The sequence below is a fragment of the Vibrio anguillarum genome (genome assembly GCF_001989995.2).
GTDB classification, from domain to species: Bacteria; Pseudomonadota; Gammaproteobacteria; order Enterobacterales; family Vibrionaceae; genus Vibrio; species Vibrio anguillarum.
In genome coordinates, this window is record NZ_JAHGUP010000085.1 from 1 (window position 1) to 14128 (window position 14128).

The window sequence follows — 14128 nt, forward strand, 5'->3', positions numbered from 1 at the left end:
CACAAAATATGCGCTCTCACCACCTTGTATCACTCAACCGTTACGGCTTTGGCCAGGTTACGAGGTTGGTCGACATCCGTACCTTTGATTAAAGCAACATAATAAGAAAGAAGCTGCATTGGAATGGTGTAGTAGATCGGCGCGGTAATTTCACTCACGTGTGGCATGGTGATGATTTTCATTGTTTCATCAGCCGCAAAGCCAGCGTCTTGATCGGCAAACACATACAGCAAACCGCCACGAGCACGTACTTCTTCAATGTTCGATTTTAGCTTCTCTAACAGCTCGTTATTTGGCGCAACTACGACAACGGGCATATCAGCGTCAATCAGTGCTAATGGGCCGTGCTTTAATTCGCCCGCTGCGTATGCTTCAGCATGAATGTAAGAGATTTCCTTCAGCTTTAATGATGCTTCAAGCGCGATAGGGTAAAACTCACCACGACCTAGGAATAGAGTGTGGTGTTTATCTGCGAAATCTTCAGCCAGTGCTTCAATCTGCTTTTCATAGGCAAGGGCTGCATTAATTTGTGCAGGCAGTGCATGCAGAGCTTCAACAATTTCCGCCTCTTTTTCTTTATTAATGCACTGCTTTTGTTTACCAAGAGCGGTCACTAACATTAACAAGGTTGCAAGCTGAGTAGTGAAGGCTTTGGTTGATGCCACACCAATCTCTGTTCCAGCGCGAGTCATGAATGCAAAGTCAGATTCACGAACCAGCGAAGAACCCGCTACGTTACAAATAGTCATCGCGGCCATGTAGCCTTTTTCTTTCGCCAAGCGCAAAGCGGCTAAGGTATCTGCCGTTTCACCGGATTGAGAAAGCGTGATCAACAAGCTATTTGGACGAGTGACAAATTTTCGATAGCGGAATTCAGAGGCAATTTCCACATCGCAACTCACGCCTGCCAATGCTTCAAACCAATAACGCGCTGTCATGCCTGCGTTGTACGACGTTCCGCAAGCGACGATTTGTACATGTTCCACTTGACTAAGAATTTCGGCAGCGTTCACGCCAATGCTTTCTGTCACTACGCTGTCTTTGGTGATACGGCCTTCCATGGTGTTAATCAATGCCGTTGGCTGTTCAAAGATCTCTTTTTGCATGAAATGACGATATTTACCTTTATCGCCAGCGTCATGCTCTGCGTTAGATTCGCTAATTTCACGCGTCACCTGTTCGCCGTTTGCAGCAAAAACCGTCACATCGCGGCGCGTAACTTCCGCGACATCACCCTCTTCAAGATACATAAAGCGGCGTGTAACATTCAGCAAAGCTAATTGGTCTGAAGCTAAGAAATTCTCACCAACACCGAAACCGATCACGATCGGGCTACCGGAGCGAGCAACCACAACACGGCTTGGATCTTTGCGATCAAGTACCACAGTACCGTAAGCACCCTCGAGTTGTTTAACGGTTTTTTGCACCGCTTCAAGCAGTGAACTGGCCGTGCGCAGTTCCCACTCAACAAGGTGAGCAATCACTTCAGTATCGGTTTGCGATTCAAAAAGGTAGCCGCGTTCACGCAGAACATCACGTAGCGTTTCATGGTTTTCGATAATGCCGTTATGCACAACCGCAATATCGCCCGACATGTGTGGGTGAGCATTAATTTCGGAAGGTTCACCGTGTGTCGCCCAGCGTGTGTGCGCAATGCCTGTGCCTCCGGCAACATGTTGCTTTTCGACTGCATCGGCTAGCTCTTGCACTTTGCCTAAACGACGAACGCGCGTTAATTGACTCGCACTATCCACCACAGCAACACCGGCTGAATCATAGCCGCGGTATTCCAAGCGGCGTAGTCCTTCCACTAAAATTTCAGCCACATCTCGTTGTGCTACTGCACCGACGATTCCACACATAAGGTTTTTACTCCATTTTAGATTTATGCTTCATCCCTAAAGCCACAAGCGAAGGCCTTTATTTAGGAATGGTTGAATAGGGGTTAATTAAGCTCGGATCACTCGCACTTGGTGCGATTCAATCAATGCGGCATCTTGAACGGTTAGATCGTTATCGGTCACTAACACGTCGATATGCTCCCAAGCGAGCTCAAGGTTGGGAATTTTTCGGCCAACTTTGTCTGATTCGATCATCACGATCACTTCTCGTGAGACTTCGGCCATCACTTTGCTCAGGCCAATCAGTTCATTGAAGGTGGTGGTGCCACGTTCAAGATCAATACCGTCAGCGCCAATAAACAGTTGGTCAAAATCGTAAGAACGCAGTACCGATTCAGCCACTTTGCCCTGAAATGACTCGGAATGGGTATCCCAAGTACCGCCCGTCATTAATAGTGTCGGTTCACTTTCTAGTTCATTAAGGGCGTTCGCTACGTGCAATGAGTTGGTCATCACAACCAAACCGCGTTTATCATTCAGTTGCTGAATTAATGCTGCCGTAGTACTACCACAGTCAATAACGATGCGATTGTGGTCTCGAATTAACTTAGCCGCCGCCTTAGCCAGCTTTATCTTTCGATTCGAAACTTTAGGATTAAACTCATCATTGACCACCTCTTTAGGCAGTGCAATCGCACCACCGTAACGGCGTAAGAGTTGACCGTTTTTCTCTAAAGAGGCCAAATCCTTTCTAATCGTCACCTCTGAGGTTTCAAACTGAGCAGAGAGAGCATCAACACTGACCTCACCCTGTTCATTCACAAGGTTAGCGATGGTGTGTCTTCTCAGTTGTGTATTTCGTTTCGACATTTATATTTTTCTTCAAGATTACGAATCGAAAGCAATATTAATCGAATCGAAACTTTATTGTCTATTTATTTCGATCTAAAAAATTAATAATTCACGCTAAAACCTTGTCCTAAGACAATTCTTAGGCAGTGATATTGAACTCATTAGGTGGTAGAATTCGCGCCGAAAAGAAAAAAAATTACAGAATTGACTGTTATTCTTTTGCAACTTAACCGATTTAAACTCAATAAGTGGCAAAATGACGCTATAAAATAGACAATGCTTGGTCATAAAATGACTAAACTGTTGAAAGACTTTCAGCTCTAATGTCACAAAATCACATTAATATTGTTGGGTAATAGATAAGAAAAATTGCCGCTTGTGATGACGCTAGAACACTCAACCAACTTCAAATTGTAATCATATTTACCGGAGAGAACCTTCCATGAAAAAGACCAAAATCGTATGTACGATTGGCCCTAAAACTGAATCTGTAGAGAAGCTTACTGAGCTAGTGAATGCTGGCATGAACGTTATGCGTTTGAACTTCTCTCACGGTGACTTCGTAGAACACGGCACTCGTATTGCGAACTTCCGTAAAGTAATGGAAAACACTGGTAAACAGCTTGCGATCCTTTTAGACACTAAAGGTCCTGAAATCCGTACCATCAAACTAGAAAATGGTGATGACGTTGATCTCGTGGCTGGCCAGGATTTCACTTTCACTACTGATGCAACCGTTGTAGGTAACAAAGATAAAGTTGCCGTGACTTACTTAGGTTTTGCTAAAGACCTTACTGTAGGTAACAAAATTTTGGTTGATGACGGCCTGATTGAAATGGAAGTGATTGCAACCACAGAAACTGAAGTGAAATGTAAAGTGCTGAACAACGGCGCGCTAGGTGAAAACAAAGGTGTTAACCTTCCTAACGTTTCAGTGAACCTTCCAGCTCTTTCTGAAAAAGATAAAGCAGACCTTAAATTTGGTTGTGAGCAAGGCGTTGATTTTGTTGCAGCTTCTTTCATTCGTAAAGCTGACGACGTACGTGAAATCCGCGAACTGCTAACAGCAAACGGTGGCGCAGATATCCAAATCATCTCTAAAATTGAAAACCAAGAAGGCGTTGATAACTTCGACGAAATTCTTGAGCTTTCTGACGGTATCATGGTTGCTCGTGGCGACCTAGGTGTTGAGATCCCTGCTGAAGAAGTTATCTTTGCACAGAAGATGATGATCGAAAAATGTAACCGCGCACGTAAAGTGGTTATCACAGCAACTCAAATGCTTGATTCAATGATCAAGAACCCACGTCCAACTCGCGCAGAAGCTGGCGACGTAGCCAACGCGGTAATGGATGGTACAGATGCAGTGATGCTTTCTGGCGAAACAGCAAAAGGTAAATACCCTGTTGAAGCGGTCACTATCATGGCGCAAATCTGTGCTCGTACAGACCGCGTTCTACAAGCTGAGTTGGGTTCTCGTTTAGACAGCCCACGCCTACGCATTACTGAAGCCGTATGTAAAGGTGCGGTAGATACTGCTGAGAAATTGGCGGCTCCACTTATCGTGGTCGCAACTGAAGCGGGTAAATCAGCTCGTTCAGTGCGTAAGTACTTCCCAACTGCGAACATCATTGCTGTAACTACTAACAAGAAAACGGCGGCTCAACTCGTTCTAACTAAAGGTGTAACACCGGTTGTTGTTGATACTATCGACAGCACTGATGCGTTCTACATCAATGGTAAAGAGATTGCACTGGCTTCTGGTCTAGGCAAGAAGGGTGACATCGTAGTGATGGTTTCTGGTGCACTTGTTGCCTCAGGTACAACCAACACAGCTTCTGTTCACGTTCTATAATAGAAACGTAAGCTAGAAATAAAAAAATCGGGGCTTGCCCCGATTTTTTTATTTCCGCTATTTACGCTTTACTTACCAAGCCCATCACTCTTTGTAGTATGCCTTAAGCAAGATCATCACTACTTTTACACAGTGAAACTCGATTTCGTCCTAAGGTTTTGGCCTCATATAAAGCAATGTCAGCGCATTTATACGAGCGTTTACCATCTGCGGTTAAGTCAGTAAAGCCAGCGCTGATAGTCACGGTGAGGCTTTGCTCTACCGCTACTCGTAATCGGTCTAGGACAGTCTCGGCTTCTTCTACAGAAGTATGCGGCATAATAATCGCAAACTCTTCACCGCCAATACGTGCCAGAAAATCCGTGGTACGCAATGTTTGGCTCAAAATTTCACCAACTTTAATAATGACGCGATCACCTTCATCATGTCCTTGTTCATCATTCACTCGTTTAAAGTAATCAATATCAATTAAGACGAGACAAACATGATGGCTTTCGGGATAACGTTGAATGATGTGCGTATGATGCTGCAATTCTGCTTCAAATTTACGCCGATTCCATAGCTGAGTTAACGCATCTTTTTCACTCAATTCTCGCAATCGGTTTTCTAAGACTTTGTACTGAGTAATATCGACTAAAGAGGTGATGTAATAACTGACTTTAGTCGCCTCTTTAATCGCTTGAATTCTCATGATGGCGGTTAGCGTCTCACCTTGTGTATTGACCATTTCTACTTCACCTTCCCAGAAATGTTGCTGCGATACCTCTTCAAGCACCTCGAGCATAAACTCCATACCATTTGGACTGAGCAGTAACTTTAATGCGTTACTGCCTTTTATCTCGTCAATAGTCAGACCGGTAATCTTTTCAAATTCGCCATTAACCATCATCACTTTGTGCTTTCTGTCTGAGATCATCACTGCAGACATACCATTCAAGGCCGCTCTTGCCAATTTGCTTTCAATACTTCGATGATGGTAATGCAACGCCATGGAAACCATGGGAAGCGCAAAAATGAGTATAACGAAGAAGACAAAAAAAGCTTCTTTGATTAAATCGTTGACGTCACGCTTCGCTCGATGATCTAATTGCTCATCGGTGAGTTGAATCATCAAAAAAACAGGTTTCAATGAAGCAAATTTAAGGGTTTTATAAACCGTAACCTTGCCATTTTCGAATACATAGCCAGAAGGAGTTGTCTGCATCTGCTGCCAAGTTTTCGGTAGCAGAAGTGCAAGATTCTCGTATTGATTGGACGGTAATAAGTCTCCAAATAATTTGGTTTTATCGTTGGAAGACCAATAGAAACCTGAATCGCCGATCAGCTCAGGAGTTAATTGTGGATCACGGACATGATTTAAACGCGAAGATTGTGACCAAATATCAACATCGAGGACTAAATAGCCTTTTCGCTCCCCTAATACGGTAACTGGCGTAATCACACATAGCATCGGCTGTATAGCCGCAGCACTTCGAGCACTAGCCAATGCAATGCCCCAAACCCCCACTTCTCCCTCTGACAGGTTTTCTGCAAAGGCAACATAACCATGATGTGACAGGTCTTGAAGATTTTTTGCACTAGAGGCTAAATGGTTGTCCGCAGAATAATCAATACGGAGTCGCTCATGCCCAAATAAATCCAAAAGTGTAATCGAACTATACCATGTTTGCTTTTCAGCAACCGAAGACCATATATTTTCAAGATGCTGCTGATTTATCTCTGAAGGAGAAAAAATAAATTCATACAAACTTTGGCTTCGACTAAGCAAATCAATAATGGAACCGACCTGAGCTTTCAACCCCCGATACTGTCGCTCACTTTCATTGAGTTGATCAAACGCCTCCGCTACCGTGTTTTGCGTTGCGTTGTCTTTCACTTCTTGGTAGCGCTGATAGTAATACCCAGTCACTATTGCGCTGAATAAGAAACAAATGATGAGAAGGATGCTGATTATTTTTGTGTATCTCATGACTTGTCTAAATATTAACCCTAAATAGTGATGAGCGGATTATAGCATCTTAAAAAATAGACAAAACAAAAAGCTACCGATTAATAATACAATCAATTTATGGAAGTAAAGGCTCGTTTTTATCCATTTTAAATTAACCAATCAATCAGTAGCTTAGGTAAGGGCTTAGTTGTTTAATTGATAGACTACGTCCACCCTATCGCGAATAATAAGCGTCGAGTCTTGGTAACTATTAGATTCAGATTTTGCATCCATTGCCATAGCACGCATCATAATCGGCTGCACGCTGGGCGAGTTGTAGTCTATCTGCCACACATCACCTAATTTCAACTTAAATCCTTCCGCCAATGATAGTGCTTTGGTATTCGCATCTTGAATCGCCGCTAGCCGAGCTTGTTGCTGGTATTGATCTTGATTCCGAACTTTAAGTTGAATATTGTCGACTTGGTTAATGCCCTCACCGAGCGCTACATCAAGGTATTGATTAAGCTGGCTTAAATCTTCAACCTCAACCGTGACACTTCTTGTTGCTTGATAACCCACTAACTCAGGCTTACCGGACTTAGGGTAGTGATATTGAGGGGCAAGGTAGAGATTTGAACTCGATATTTGTTGGGAAGTCACACCGGATTCTTTCAAACGCGCCACAAATGCTTCTACCACTTTGTCGACCGCTCTTTTTGCCTGCTCCGCCGTCAGCGTCGATTCAACCACTTTAACTGAAAACTCAGCCATATCAGGTGCCGCAACGACTTCACCATAACCTGTCGTTGAAAGATGAGGAAAATTCATTTCCTGCGCCATAGAACCAAAACTGAGCAATCCAGATAATAGCGTTACACTTGTCATTAATTTCATGGGAGTTACCTTACTCAAATGGGTGAATACATCATAGGCGATACTCTACATAAGCACAGTTAATAGCTTATGAAATGACACAACTTTGACGTTGAACTTTTGTCATTGCGGCAACACTTGGCGAGCATATTGAACGATGGCCTGAGAAATTTCCTGTAATATTCCCGTTTCTAACTGCCAATGATGCCAATAAATACGGTTGGTTAAAATGAACCCTGGTGTAATGTCGGTAAGCGTGCCTATTTCGAGCTCTTGTGCTATCTGTAAGCGAGGGATCAAACAATACGCCGCACCGGATAGGGCTAATTTAACAAAAGCTTCTGAACTACCCACGGTATGGTTTATGACGGCATCTCTTGGCACATTGAAGTGATCATGCAAATATTTTTTATGCAGATCATCATACTGATCATACGATACCGCTGGTGCTTTTTTTAAAGTATGAAAGTTCACACCTTGAGAGAAATAACGCTGATAAAACTCCGGGCTGGCAACACACACATAGTCCATTCGGCCTAAGTAGTCAGCATGACAACCAGGAATGGCTTGCGATTCTAAGCTTATTGCGCCAGCTACTTCGCCATTTTTAATTTTTTCGATCGTACGTGACTCACCGAAAACCGTCAGGTTCAACTCAACTTGCCGCGTTTTCATCGTATTCGATAACGCAGGAAGTAACCAAGTGGCCAAACTGTCCGCATTAGTGGCAATAGCTATTGAAACAGGCCGCGTATTCTCCTCATTCATCAATTCAGGCACCAGTTCATTTTCAAGCAAACACACCCTACGATACAGCCCTAGCAATTTTTTTCCCACCAGCGTTGGCCTTGGTGGCTGCTCTCGAATCAGGACCGGTTGGGCGATAAATCTCTCTAGTTGCTTGATTCTTTGAGAAATAGCCGATTGTGAAATATAGAGATTTTCAGCGGCTCGTTCAAAGCTTCCTTGTTGCAGTACCGCATCTAATGCCTCAATCCATTTGTAATCTAGCCCTCTCATCCTAGGCTCCTTTTTATGATTATTAGTATTACTAATATAATATTAAAATCATTAATTATACTTATTTTTATACTCTCGCTATTGTGCGCTCACTGTATTGAATTATTACGATGAGGTGAGCTGTGAATGTGTGGATTTTGCTACAAGGTTTTGGATTAGGTGCAACGATGATTATTCCTATTGGTGCACAAAATGCCTATGTGCTAAACCAAGGAATTAAGCGCAATCACCACTTAACGACGGCGACCATCTGTAGTCTACTGGATGTGATTTTTATTTCTCTGGGTATATTTGGTGGCGGTGCCCTACTCTCAAGTAACGAAATCTTACTGACCTCGGTTACCTTAGGCGGTGTTGCTTTTCTCTCATTTTATGGATTTATTTCTTTAAGGAGTGCCTTCACTTCAACAAGCACTAATGAATCGGATGGCGAAGTGATCGCACGTGGTAAACGAACGGTTATTCTAGGCGCGTTAGCCGTTACTGTGCTTAACCCACATTTATACTTAGATACGGTTGTGATTTTGGGATCGATTGGTGGTCAGTTTGAAGGCCATGATCGCATCGCGTTTGCGCTAGGAACCATGATGGCCTCTTTTGTATGGTTTTATTCTTTATCAATTGGTGCTGCGAAGCTGGGGCCGACGCTCTCAAAGCCTAACGTGAAGAAAGGAATAGACATGGCCGTGGCCGCAATGATGTTTAGCATCGCCTTTATCCTTGCAAAAGGGCTGGCAATTCAATATCTGGTGTAAGTGTATAACCAACAAAAAGAAAGGGCATGAACTGAATAATCATTTCATGCCCTTTTCACTTGATTGAAAATGAATTAATTCATTTTATTCAGATGAACATCCATTTGTGGGAATGGGATCTCAATACCTTCTTTATCTAACTCTTCTTTGATGGCTTGTAACAAATCAAAATAAACAGCCCAATACTCTGCCGTTTTCACCCAAGGGCGAACCACAAAATTGACTGAAGAATCGGCCAAGGCCATCACACCAATAGTCGGTGCAGGATCTTTCAATAAACGAGGCTCTGCCGCGACTACTTTAGCCAGCACTTCCTTGGTTTTTTGCAGATTGGATTTATAAGAAACACCAATCACCAAATCAATACGACGAGTATCATGGCGTGAATAGTTAACAATTGGGCCACTGATGATCGAACCATTAGGCACAATCACCATTTTATTGTCAGGCGTGCGCAGTACTGTTGAAAAAATTTGAATCGATTCAACCGATCCAGCAGTACCACTCACTTCCACGTAATCACCGGATTTGAATGGGCGGAATGCCACAATCAAAACACCCGCAGCAAAGTTTGATAGGGAGCCTTGTAGCGCTAAACCAACCGCCAATCCAGCCGCACCAATAATGGCAACAACAGAAGCGGTTTGCACACCAATGCGACCTAAAGCGGCAATTAATACCACCACAAATAGCGTATAACGGACTAGACCATGAACAAACTCAACAACTGCTTTGTCCATGTCTTTCTTTTTCAGAGCCTTGGCAACACTTCCAGCGACAGCTTTAACAACAATGTTACCGATAAATAGGATCAGAATAGCGGAAATAATATTGACGCCGTATTGTATCAAAAGATCTGAATTATTGGTCAGCCAAGTATTGGCTTGCGCTAAACCATCGACTAATGGAGCTTCGATGCCCATTGATTCACCTGACATATTGCATTTCCTCTTTATAAAATCATTTTGAATGTTGTTGTTACCACTGAACATCAAAGACAAAAAACGACTGACAGTAGAGTGTCAGTTTTTTGGCACAATATCTCACTTTGGTTATGTTGCAAAGTCAGTTTTATGTAAACACTGACAAAACAAATAGTTACTTGGAAGCATTGATATGAGCTTGTTAGAGGTTAAGCAATATTTTAACAATCCGCCAGTCATTTTGTCTGAATCTCGGCCATAAAAAAACCCGCTCATTGAGCGGGTTCATCACTTAGTCCAGATAAATGAACTTATAGTACGTCGATCGCATTAAGGTCAGCGAAGGCTTTCTCTAAACGAGCAACCATCGATGCTTGACCAGCACGTAGCCATACGCGTGGATCGTAGTATTTCTTGTTTGGCGCAGATTCACCCGTAGGGTTACCAATTTGACCTTGTAGGTAATCATGGTTTTCAGCTTCGTACTGACGGATACCGTCCCAAGTTGCCCACTGAGTATCAGTATCGATGTTCATTTTGATAACACCATAGCTGATTGACTCTTTGATCTCGGCTTCAGAAGAACCAGAACCACCGTGGAATACGAAGTTTAGAGAGTTCGCTGGAAGGCCAAATTTCTCAGAAACATACGCTTGTGAATCACGTAGGATAGTTGGAGTCAGTACCACGTTACCCGCTTGGTAAACACCGTGTACGTTACCGAAAGAAGCTGCGATAGTGAAACGGTGGCTCACTGCGCTCAATTTCTCGTAAGCGTAAGCTACGTCTTCAGGAGAAGTGTACAGCTCAGATGAATCCATGTCTGAGTTGTCAACGCCGTCTTCTTCGCCACCAGTACAACCCAGTTCGATCTCGATAGTCATACCCATTTTAGCCATACGCTCTAGGTATTTCGCACAAGTTTCAACGTTCTCTTCTAGAGACTCTTCAGAAAGGTCTAGCATATGAGAAGAGAACAGAGGCTTACCAGTTTGAGCGAAGAACTCTTCGCCTGCGTCTAGTAGACCGTCGATCCAAGGAAGTAGTTTCTTCGCAGCGTGGTCAGTGTGAAGAATAACAGGCACACCGTAAGTTTCTGCTACAGCGTGAACATATTTCGCGCCAGCAACCGCACCTAGGATTTGTGCACCTTGACCAGCAAGTTTAACGCCTTTACCAGCAAAGAAAGCCGCGCCACCGTTAGAGAACTGAACAACCACTGGCGCTTTAACTTTAGATGCAGCTTCAAGAACCGCATTGATAGAGTCAGTGTTCACTACGTTTACTGCAGGAAGAGCAAAGTTATTTTGTTTTGCAACTTCAAATACTTTCTGTACGTCATCGCCAGAAATTACGCCTGGTTTTACGAAATCGAAGATCTTAGACATGGATTTGATCCTATTTTTTCTATCGTTTTAAAAATAAAACAGTTAAGTTTAAATTCTTGCAAACGTTTGCTCACAACTGGCGTCATTCTATCAGAATAAAAACACACGTGCAGCAAACAAGAAAGCGGGAATCACTCCCGCTTTCATTAGTCATTAAGCTTTCGCGCGTGCTTCTAGCATTTCAACCGCTGGTAGTACTTTGCCTTCAACAAACTCAAGGAATGCACCGCCGCCAGTAGAGATGTAAGATACGTCGGCTTTGATACCGAACTTGTCGATTGCCGCTAGTGTGTCACCACCACCAGCCACTGAGAAACCTGCAGATTTCGCAATCGCTTCAGAGATACCTTTTGTACCTGCTTCGAAGTTTTTGAATTCAAATACGCCAACAGGACCGTTCCATAGAATGGTTTTTGCGTTAGCGATGATTTCAGCCAGTTGTGCGGTTGAGTCTGGACCTAGGTCGAAAATCATATCGTCATCTTGAACATCCGCCACGTTTTTGATTTCCGCTTCTGCGTTTTCATCAAAGGCTTTTGCACAAGCAACATCTGTTGCTACTGGTATAGAACACTCTTTCATCAACTTTTTAGCCGTTTCAAGCAAGTCTGCTTCATATAGAGACTTACCTACATTGTGGCCTGCTGCTGCGATGAAAGTGTTAGCAATACCACCGCCAACAACCAGTTGGTCAGCAATTTTAGATAGCGATTCTAGAACCGTTAGTTTAGTAGACACTTTTGAGCCACCAACGATAGCCACTAATGGACGCTCTGGGTTATCCATGGCTTTGCCTAGTGCTTCAAGTTCTGCTGCCAATAGTGGACCAGCACAAGCGATAGGTGCTTGCATACCAATGCCGTGAGTTGAGGCTTGTGCACGGTGAGCCGTACCAAATGCATCCATCACAAATACGTCACAAAGAGCGGCGTACTTTTTAGATAGTTCTTCTTCGTTCTTTTTCTCGCCTTTGTTAAAGCGAACGTTTTCTAGAACAACAAGCTCACCTGCGTTTAGCTCTAGGCCATCTAGGTAATCTTTTGCCAGTTTTACTTCGCAATCTAGCGCGTCGTTCAGGTAATTAACCACTGGTAGTAGAGAGAACTCTTCCGCGTATTCGCCTTCAGTTGGACGACCTAGGTGAGAAGTAACCATCACTTTAGCGCCCGCCGCTAGGCAGTGCTGAATTGTTGGTAGCGATGCAAGAATACGTGCATCAGAAGTTACTTTGCCATCTTTCACTGGTACGTTTAGGTCAGCACGGATAAATACGCGTTTACCTGCTAGGTCCAGGTCGGTCATCTTGATTACAGACATGGTTTGTCCTCTCAAATATTAATAAATAAAGTTTTTGGAAACCCGGCAACCTTGCCGAGCCTATAAATTCTTCAAACTGGTTATCGATATGGAGATTTGAGTTATTTATTTCAAGCTTGAAAATAAATAAATCTCCATCATCCTGCTACTACTCGGATGCTTGCATTGCGAGTGCCGTATCCAGCATGCGATTCGCAAAGCCCCATTCGTTATCACACCAAACGAGCATTTTAACAAGCTGCCCGTTGCTCACTCTTGTTTGTGAACCATCAACAATCGCACTATGGGGATCGTGGTTAAAATCGATGGAAACAAGCGGAGCTTCAGTATAGTCAACAATGCCACGTAATGTACACTGAGATGCGTTAACAATGGTTTGATTTACGTCATTAACTTTCACATTTGTATTAATTGTGACACTCAAATCCATCGCGGTGACATTAACTGTCGGTACGCGCACTGATATCGCTTCAAATTTGTTAGAAAATTTCGGAAAGATCCTTTCAATTCCTTTGTGCAACTTGGTGTCCACTGGAATGATGGATTGGCTTGCAGAACGTGTTCGACGCAAATCGGTGTGGTAGGCATCGATCACTTGTTGATCATTCATTGACGAGTGAATGGTGGTAATGGTTCCTGAATCGATACCAAACGCTTCATCAAGCACTTTAATAATCGGTACAATGCAATTGGTGGTACAGGATCCGTTTGACACAATGCGGTGTTCTGCGGTTAGCGTCTCATGGTTGACCCCATAAATGATTGTATTATCCAGATCATGTGAGCCTGGATGTGAAAAGAGTACCTTCTTTGCGCCTGCCTCAATGTGCTCCAAACCATCGGCTTTTGAGCCGTACACACCCGTGCAGTCGAGCACAATATCAACGCCTAAATCGCGCCATGGCAGAAGTTTGATTTCACTAAGGTGCAAAATTCGAATCGAGTCATACTCATCCAGCCCATGATGAACATAGATATGCTCTTGATCATTGGTGATCTTTTTACCAAATCGACCATGAGTAGTGTCGTATTGCAGTAGGTGCGCCATGGCATCAGGTAGCGCCAGCTCATTCACCGCTACCACTTTTATCTGCTGACTTTTTCCACTTTCATATATCGCACGCAGCACGTTGCGCCCGATACGCCCAAAACCATTGATCGCGACTTTAAGCATCATTCCATCGTCTTAACTTTTTTCGTGGTACAGATAGTAACCGATAGCGACCAAGAGCAACACCCCAAGCCATCAGTTGTCGCAAAAGATTCTGTTTCTAAACGGACTCAAGGTACAAGCAACAGCGGCTACGACAAGAAAGATGTCCATAAAAAATGGCTCACCAAACGGGAGCCATTTCATTGTCATCCCTAAAC

The 14128-nt window shown here is 43.5% G+C and carries 11 protein-coding genes; 2 read left to right on the forward strand and 9 right to left on the reverse strand.

What is annotated here, in order from left to right; genetic code table 11:
- Positions 1–29 precede the first annotated feature (29 nt).
- Together glmS and PL85_RS16110 are read right to left on the reverse strand one after the other, a co-directional pair.
- Complete coding sequence (gene glmS, locus PL85_RS16105; RefSeq protein ID WP_017045440.1) at positions 30–1862, reverse strand: glutamine--fructose-6-phosphate transaminase (isomerizing); 1833 nt, start codon at positions 1860–1862, stop codon at positions 30–32.
- 87 nt (positions 1863–1949) lie between these two features.
- Positions 1950–2711: a DeoR/GlpR family DNA-binding transcription regulator gene (locus tag PL85_RS16110; protein WP_013857797.1), complete on the reverse strand. Its 762-nt coding sequence runs from the start codon at positions 2709–2711 to the stop codon at positions 1950–1952.
- A gap of 424 nt (positions 2712–3135) precedes the next feature.
- On the opposite strand from PL85_RS16110, the gene pykF reads away from it, so the two are divergent.
- The gene (gene pykF / locus PL85_RS16115) at positions 3136–4548 is read left to right on the forward strand and encodes a pyruvate kinase PykF (protein ID WP_026027602.1); all 1413 of its coding nucleotides are present in this window, start codon (positions 3136–3138) and stop codon (positions 4546–4548) included.
- A 103-nt stretch (positions 4549–4651) separates the two neighbouring features.
- Here pykF and PL85_RS16120 read toward each other — a convergent pair whose 3' ends face one another.
- The 3 genes from PL85_RS16120 to PL85_RS16130 all read right to left on the reverse strand — a co-directional run bounded on the left by PL85_RS16120 (position 4652) and on the right by PL85_RS16130 (position 8374).
- Positions 4652–6517, reverse strand: coding sequence for a sensor domain-containing diguanylate cyclase (locus tag PL85_RS16120; RefSeq protein WP_019282286.1), 1866 nt, complete (start codon positions 6515–6517; stop codon positions 4652–4654).
- Between the two features lie 165 nt (positions 6518–6682).
- Positions 6683–7375 (reverse strand): oxidative stress defense protein, encoded by a 693-nt coding sequence (locus PL85_RS16125; RefSeq protein ID WP_038169970.1) that lies wholly within the window; start codon positions 7373–7375, stop codon positions 6683–6685.
- Between the two features lie 102 nt (positions 7376–7477).
- Positions 7478–8374, reverse strand: coding sequence for a LysR family transcriptional regulator ArgP (locus PL85_RS16130; protein ID WP_017045436.1), 897 nt, complete (start codon positions 8372–8374; stop codon positions 7478–7480).
- Positions 8375–8496: 122 nt separating this feature from the next.
- Here PL85_RS16130 and PL85_RS16135 point away from each other — a divergent pair, with 122 nt between their 5' ends.
- Positions 8497–9129, forward strand: a complete 633-nt coding sequence (locus tag PL85_RS16135; protein ID WP_017047512.1) for a LysE/ArgO family amino acid transporter — start codon at positions 8497–8499, stop codon at positions 9127–9129.
- 74 nt (positions 9130–9203) lie between these two features.
- Here PL85_RS16135 and mscS read toward each other — a convergent pair whose 3' ends face one another.
- From mscS to epd, 4 genes are all read right to left on the reverse strand, one after another.
- Entirely contained in the window at positions 9204–10130 is a 927-nt protein-coding gene (gene mscS, locus PL85_RS16140) for a small-conductance mechanosensitive channel MscS (protein WP_013857803.1), read from the reverse strand.
- Positions 10131–10363: 233 nt separating this feature from the next.
- Positions 10364–11440, reverse strand: a complete 1077-nt coding sequence (gene fbaA, locus PL85_RS16145) for a class II fructose-bisphosphate aldolase (protein ID WP_013857804.1) — start codon at positions 11438–11440, stop codon at positions 10364–10366.
- Positions 11441–11593: 153 nt separating this feature from the next.
- Positions 11594–12757, reverse strand: coding sequence for a phosphoglycerate kinase (locus PL85_RS16150; RefSeq protein ID WP_026027969.1), 1164 nt, complete (start codon positions 12755–12757; stop codon positions 11594–11596).
- Between the two features lie 148 nt (positions 12758–12905).
- Positions 12906–13931, reverse strand: coding sequence for an erythrose-4-phosphate dehydrogenase (gene epd, locus PL85_RS16155; RefSeq protein WP_026027970.1), 1026 nt, complete (start codon positions 13929–13931; stop codon positions 12906–12908).
- Positions 13932–14128: the final 197 nt, after the last annotated feature.

Excerpts from the sequence above, each read along its gene's own strand:
- PL85_RS16125 (WP_038169970.1), bottom strand. The coding sequence starts at position 7,375 with ATGAAATTAATGACAAGTGTAACGCTATTATCTGGATTGCTCAGTTTT.
- PL85_RS16110 (WP_013857797.1), bottom strand. The coding sequence starts at position 2,711 with ATGTCGAAACGAAATACACAACTGAGAAGACACACCATCGCTAACCTT.
- PL85_RS16120 (WP_019282286.1), bottom strand. The coding sequence starts at position 6,517 with ATGAGATACACAAAAATAATCAGCATCCTTCTCATCATTTGTTTCTTA.
- epd (WP_026027970.1), bottom strand. The coding sequence starts at position 13,931 with ATGCTTAAAGTCGCGATCAATGGTTTTGGGCGTATCGGGCGCAACGTG.
- fbaA (WP_013857804.1), bottom strand. The coding sequence starts at position 11,440 with ATGTCTAAGATCTTCGATTTCGTAAAACCAGGCGTAATTTCTGGCGAT.
- PL85_RS16130 (WP_017045436.1), bottom strand. The coding sequence starts at position 8,374 with ATGAGAGGGCTAGATTACAAATGGATTGAGGCATTAGATGCGGTACTG.
- PL85_RS16150 (WP_026027969.1), bottom strand. The coding sequence starts at position 12,757 with ATGTCTGTAATCAAGATGACCGACCTGGACCTAGCAGGTAAACGCGTA.
- pykF (WP_026027602.1), top strand. The coding sequence starts at position 3,136 with ATGAAAAAGACCAAAATCGTATGTACGATTGGCCCTAAAACTGAATCT.
- glmS (WP_017045440.1), bottom strand. The coding sequence starts at position 1,862 with ATGTGTGGAATCGTCGGTGCAGTAGCACAACGAGATGTGGCTGAAATT.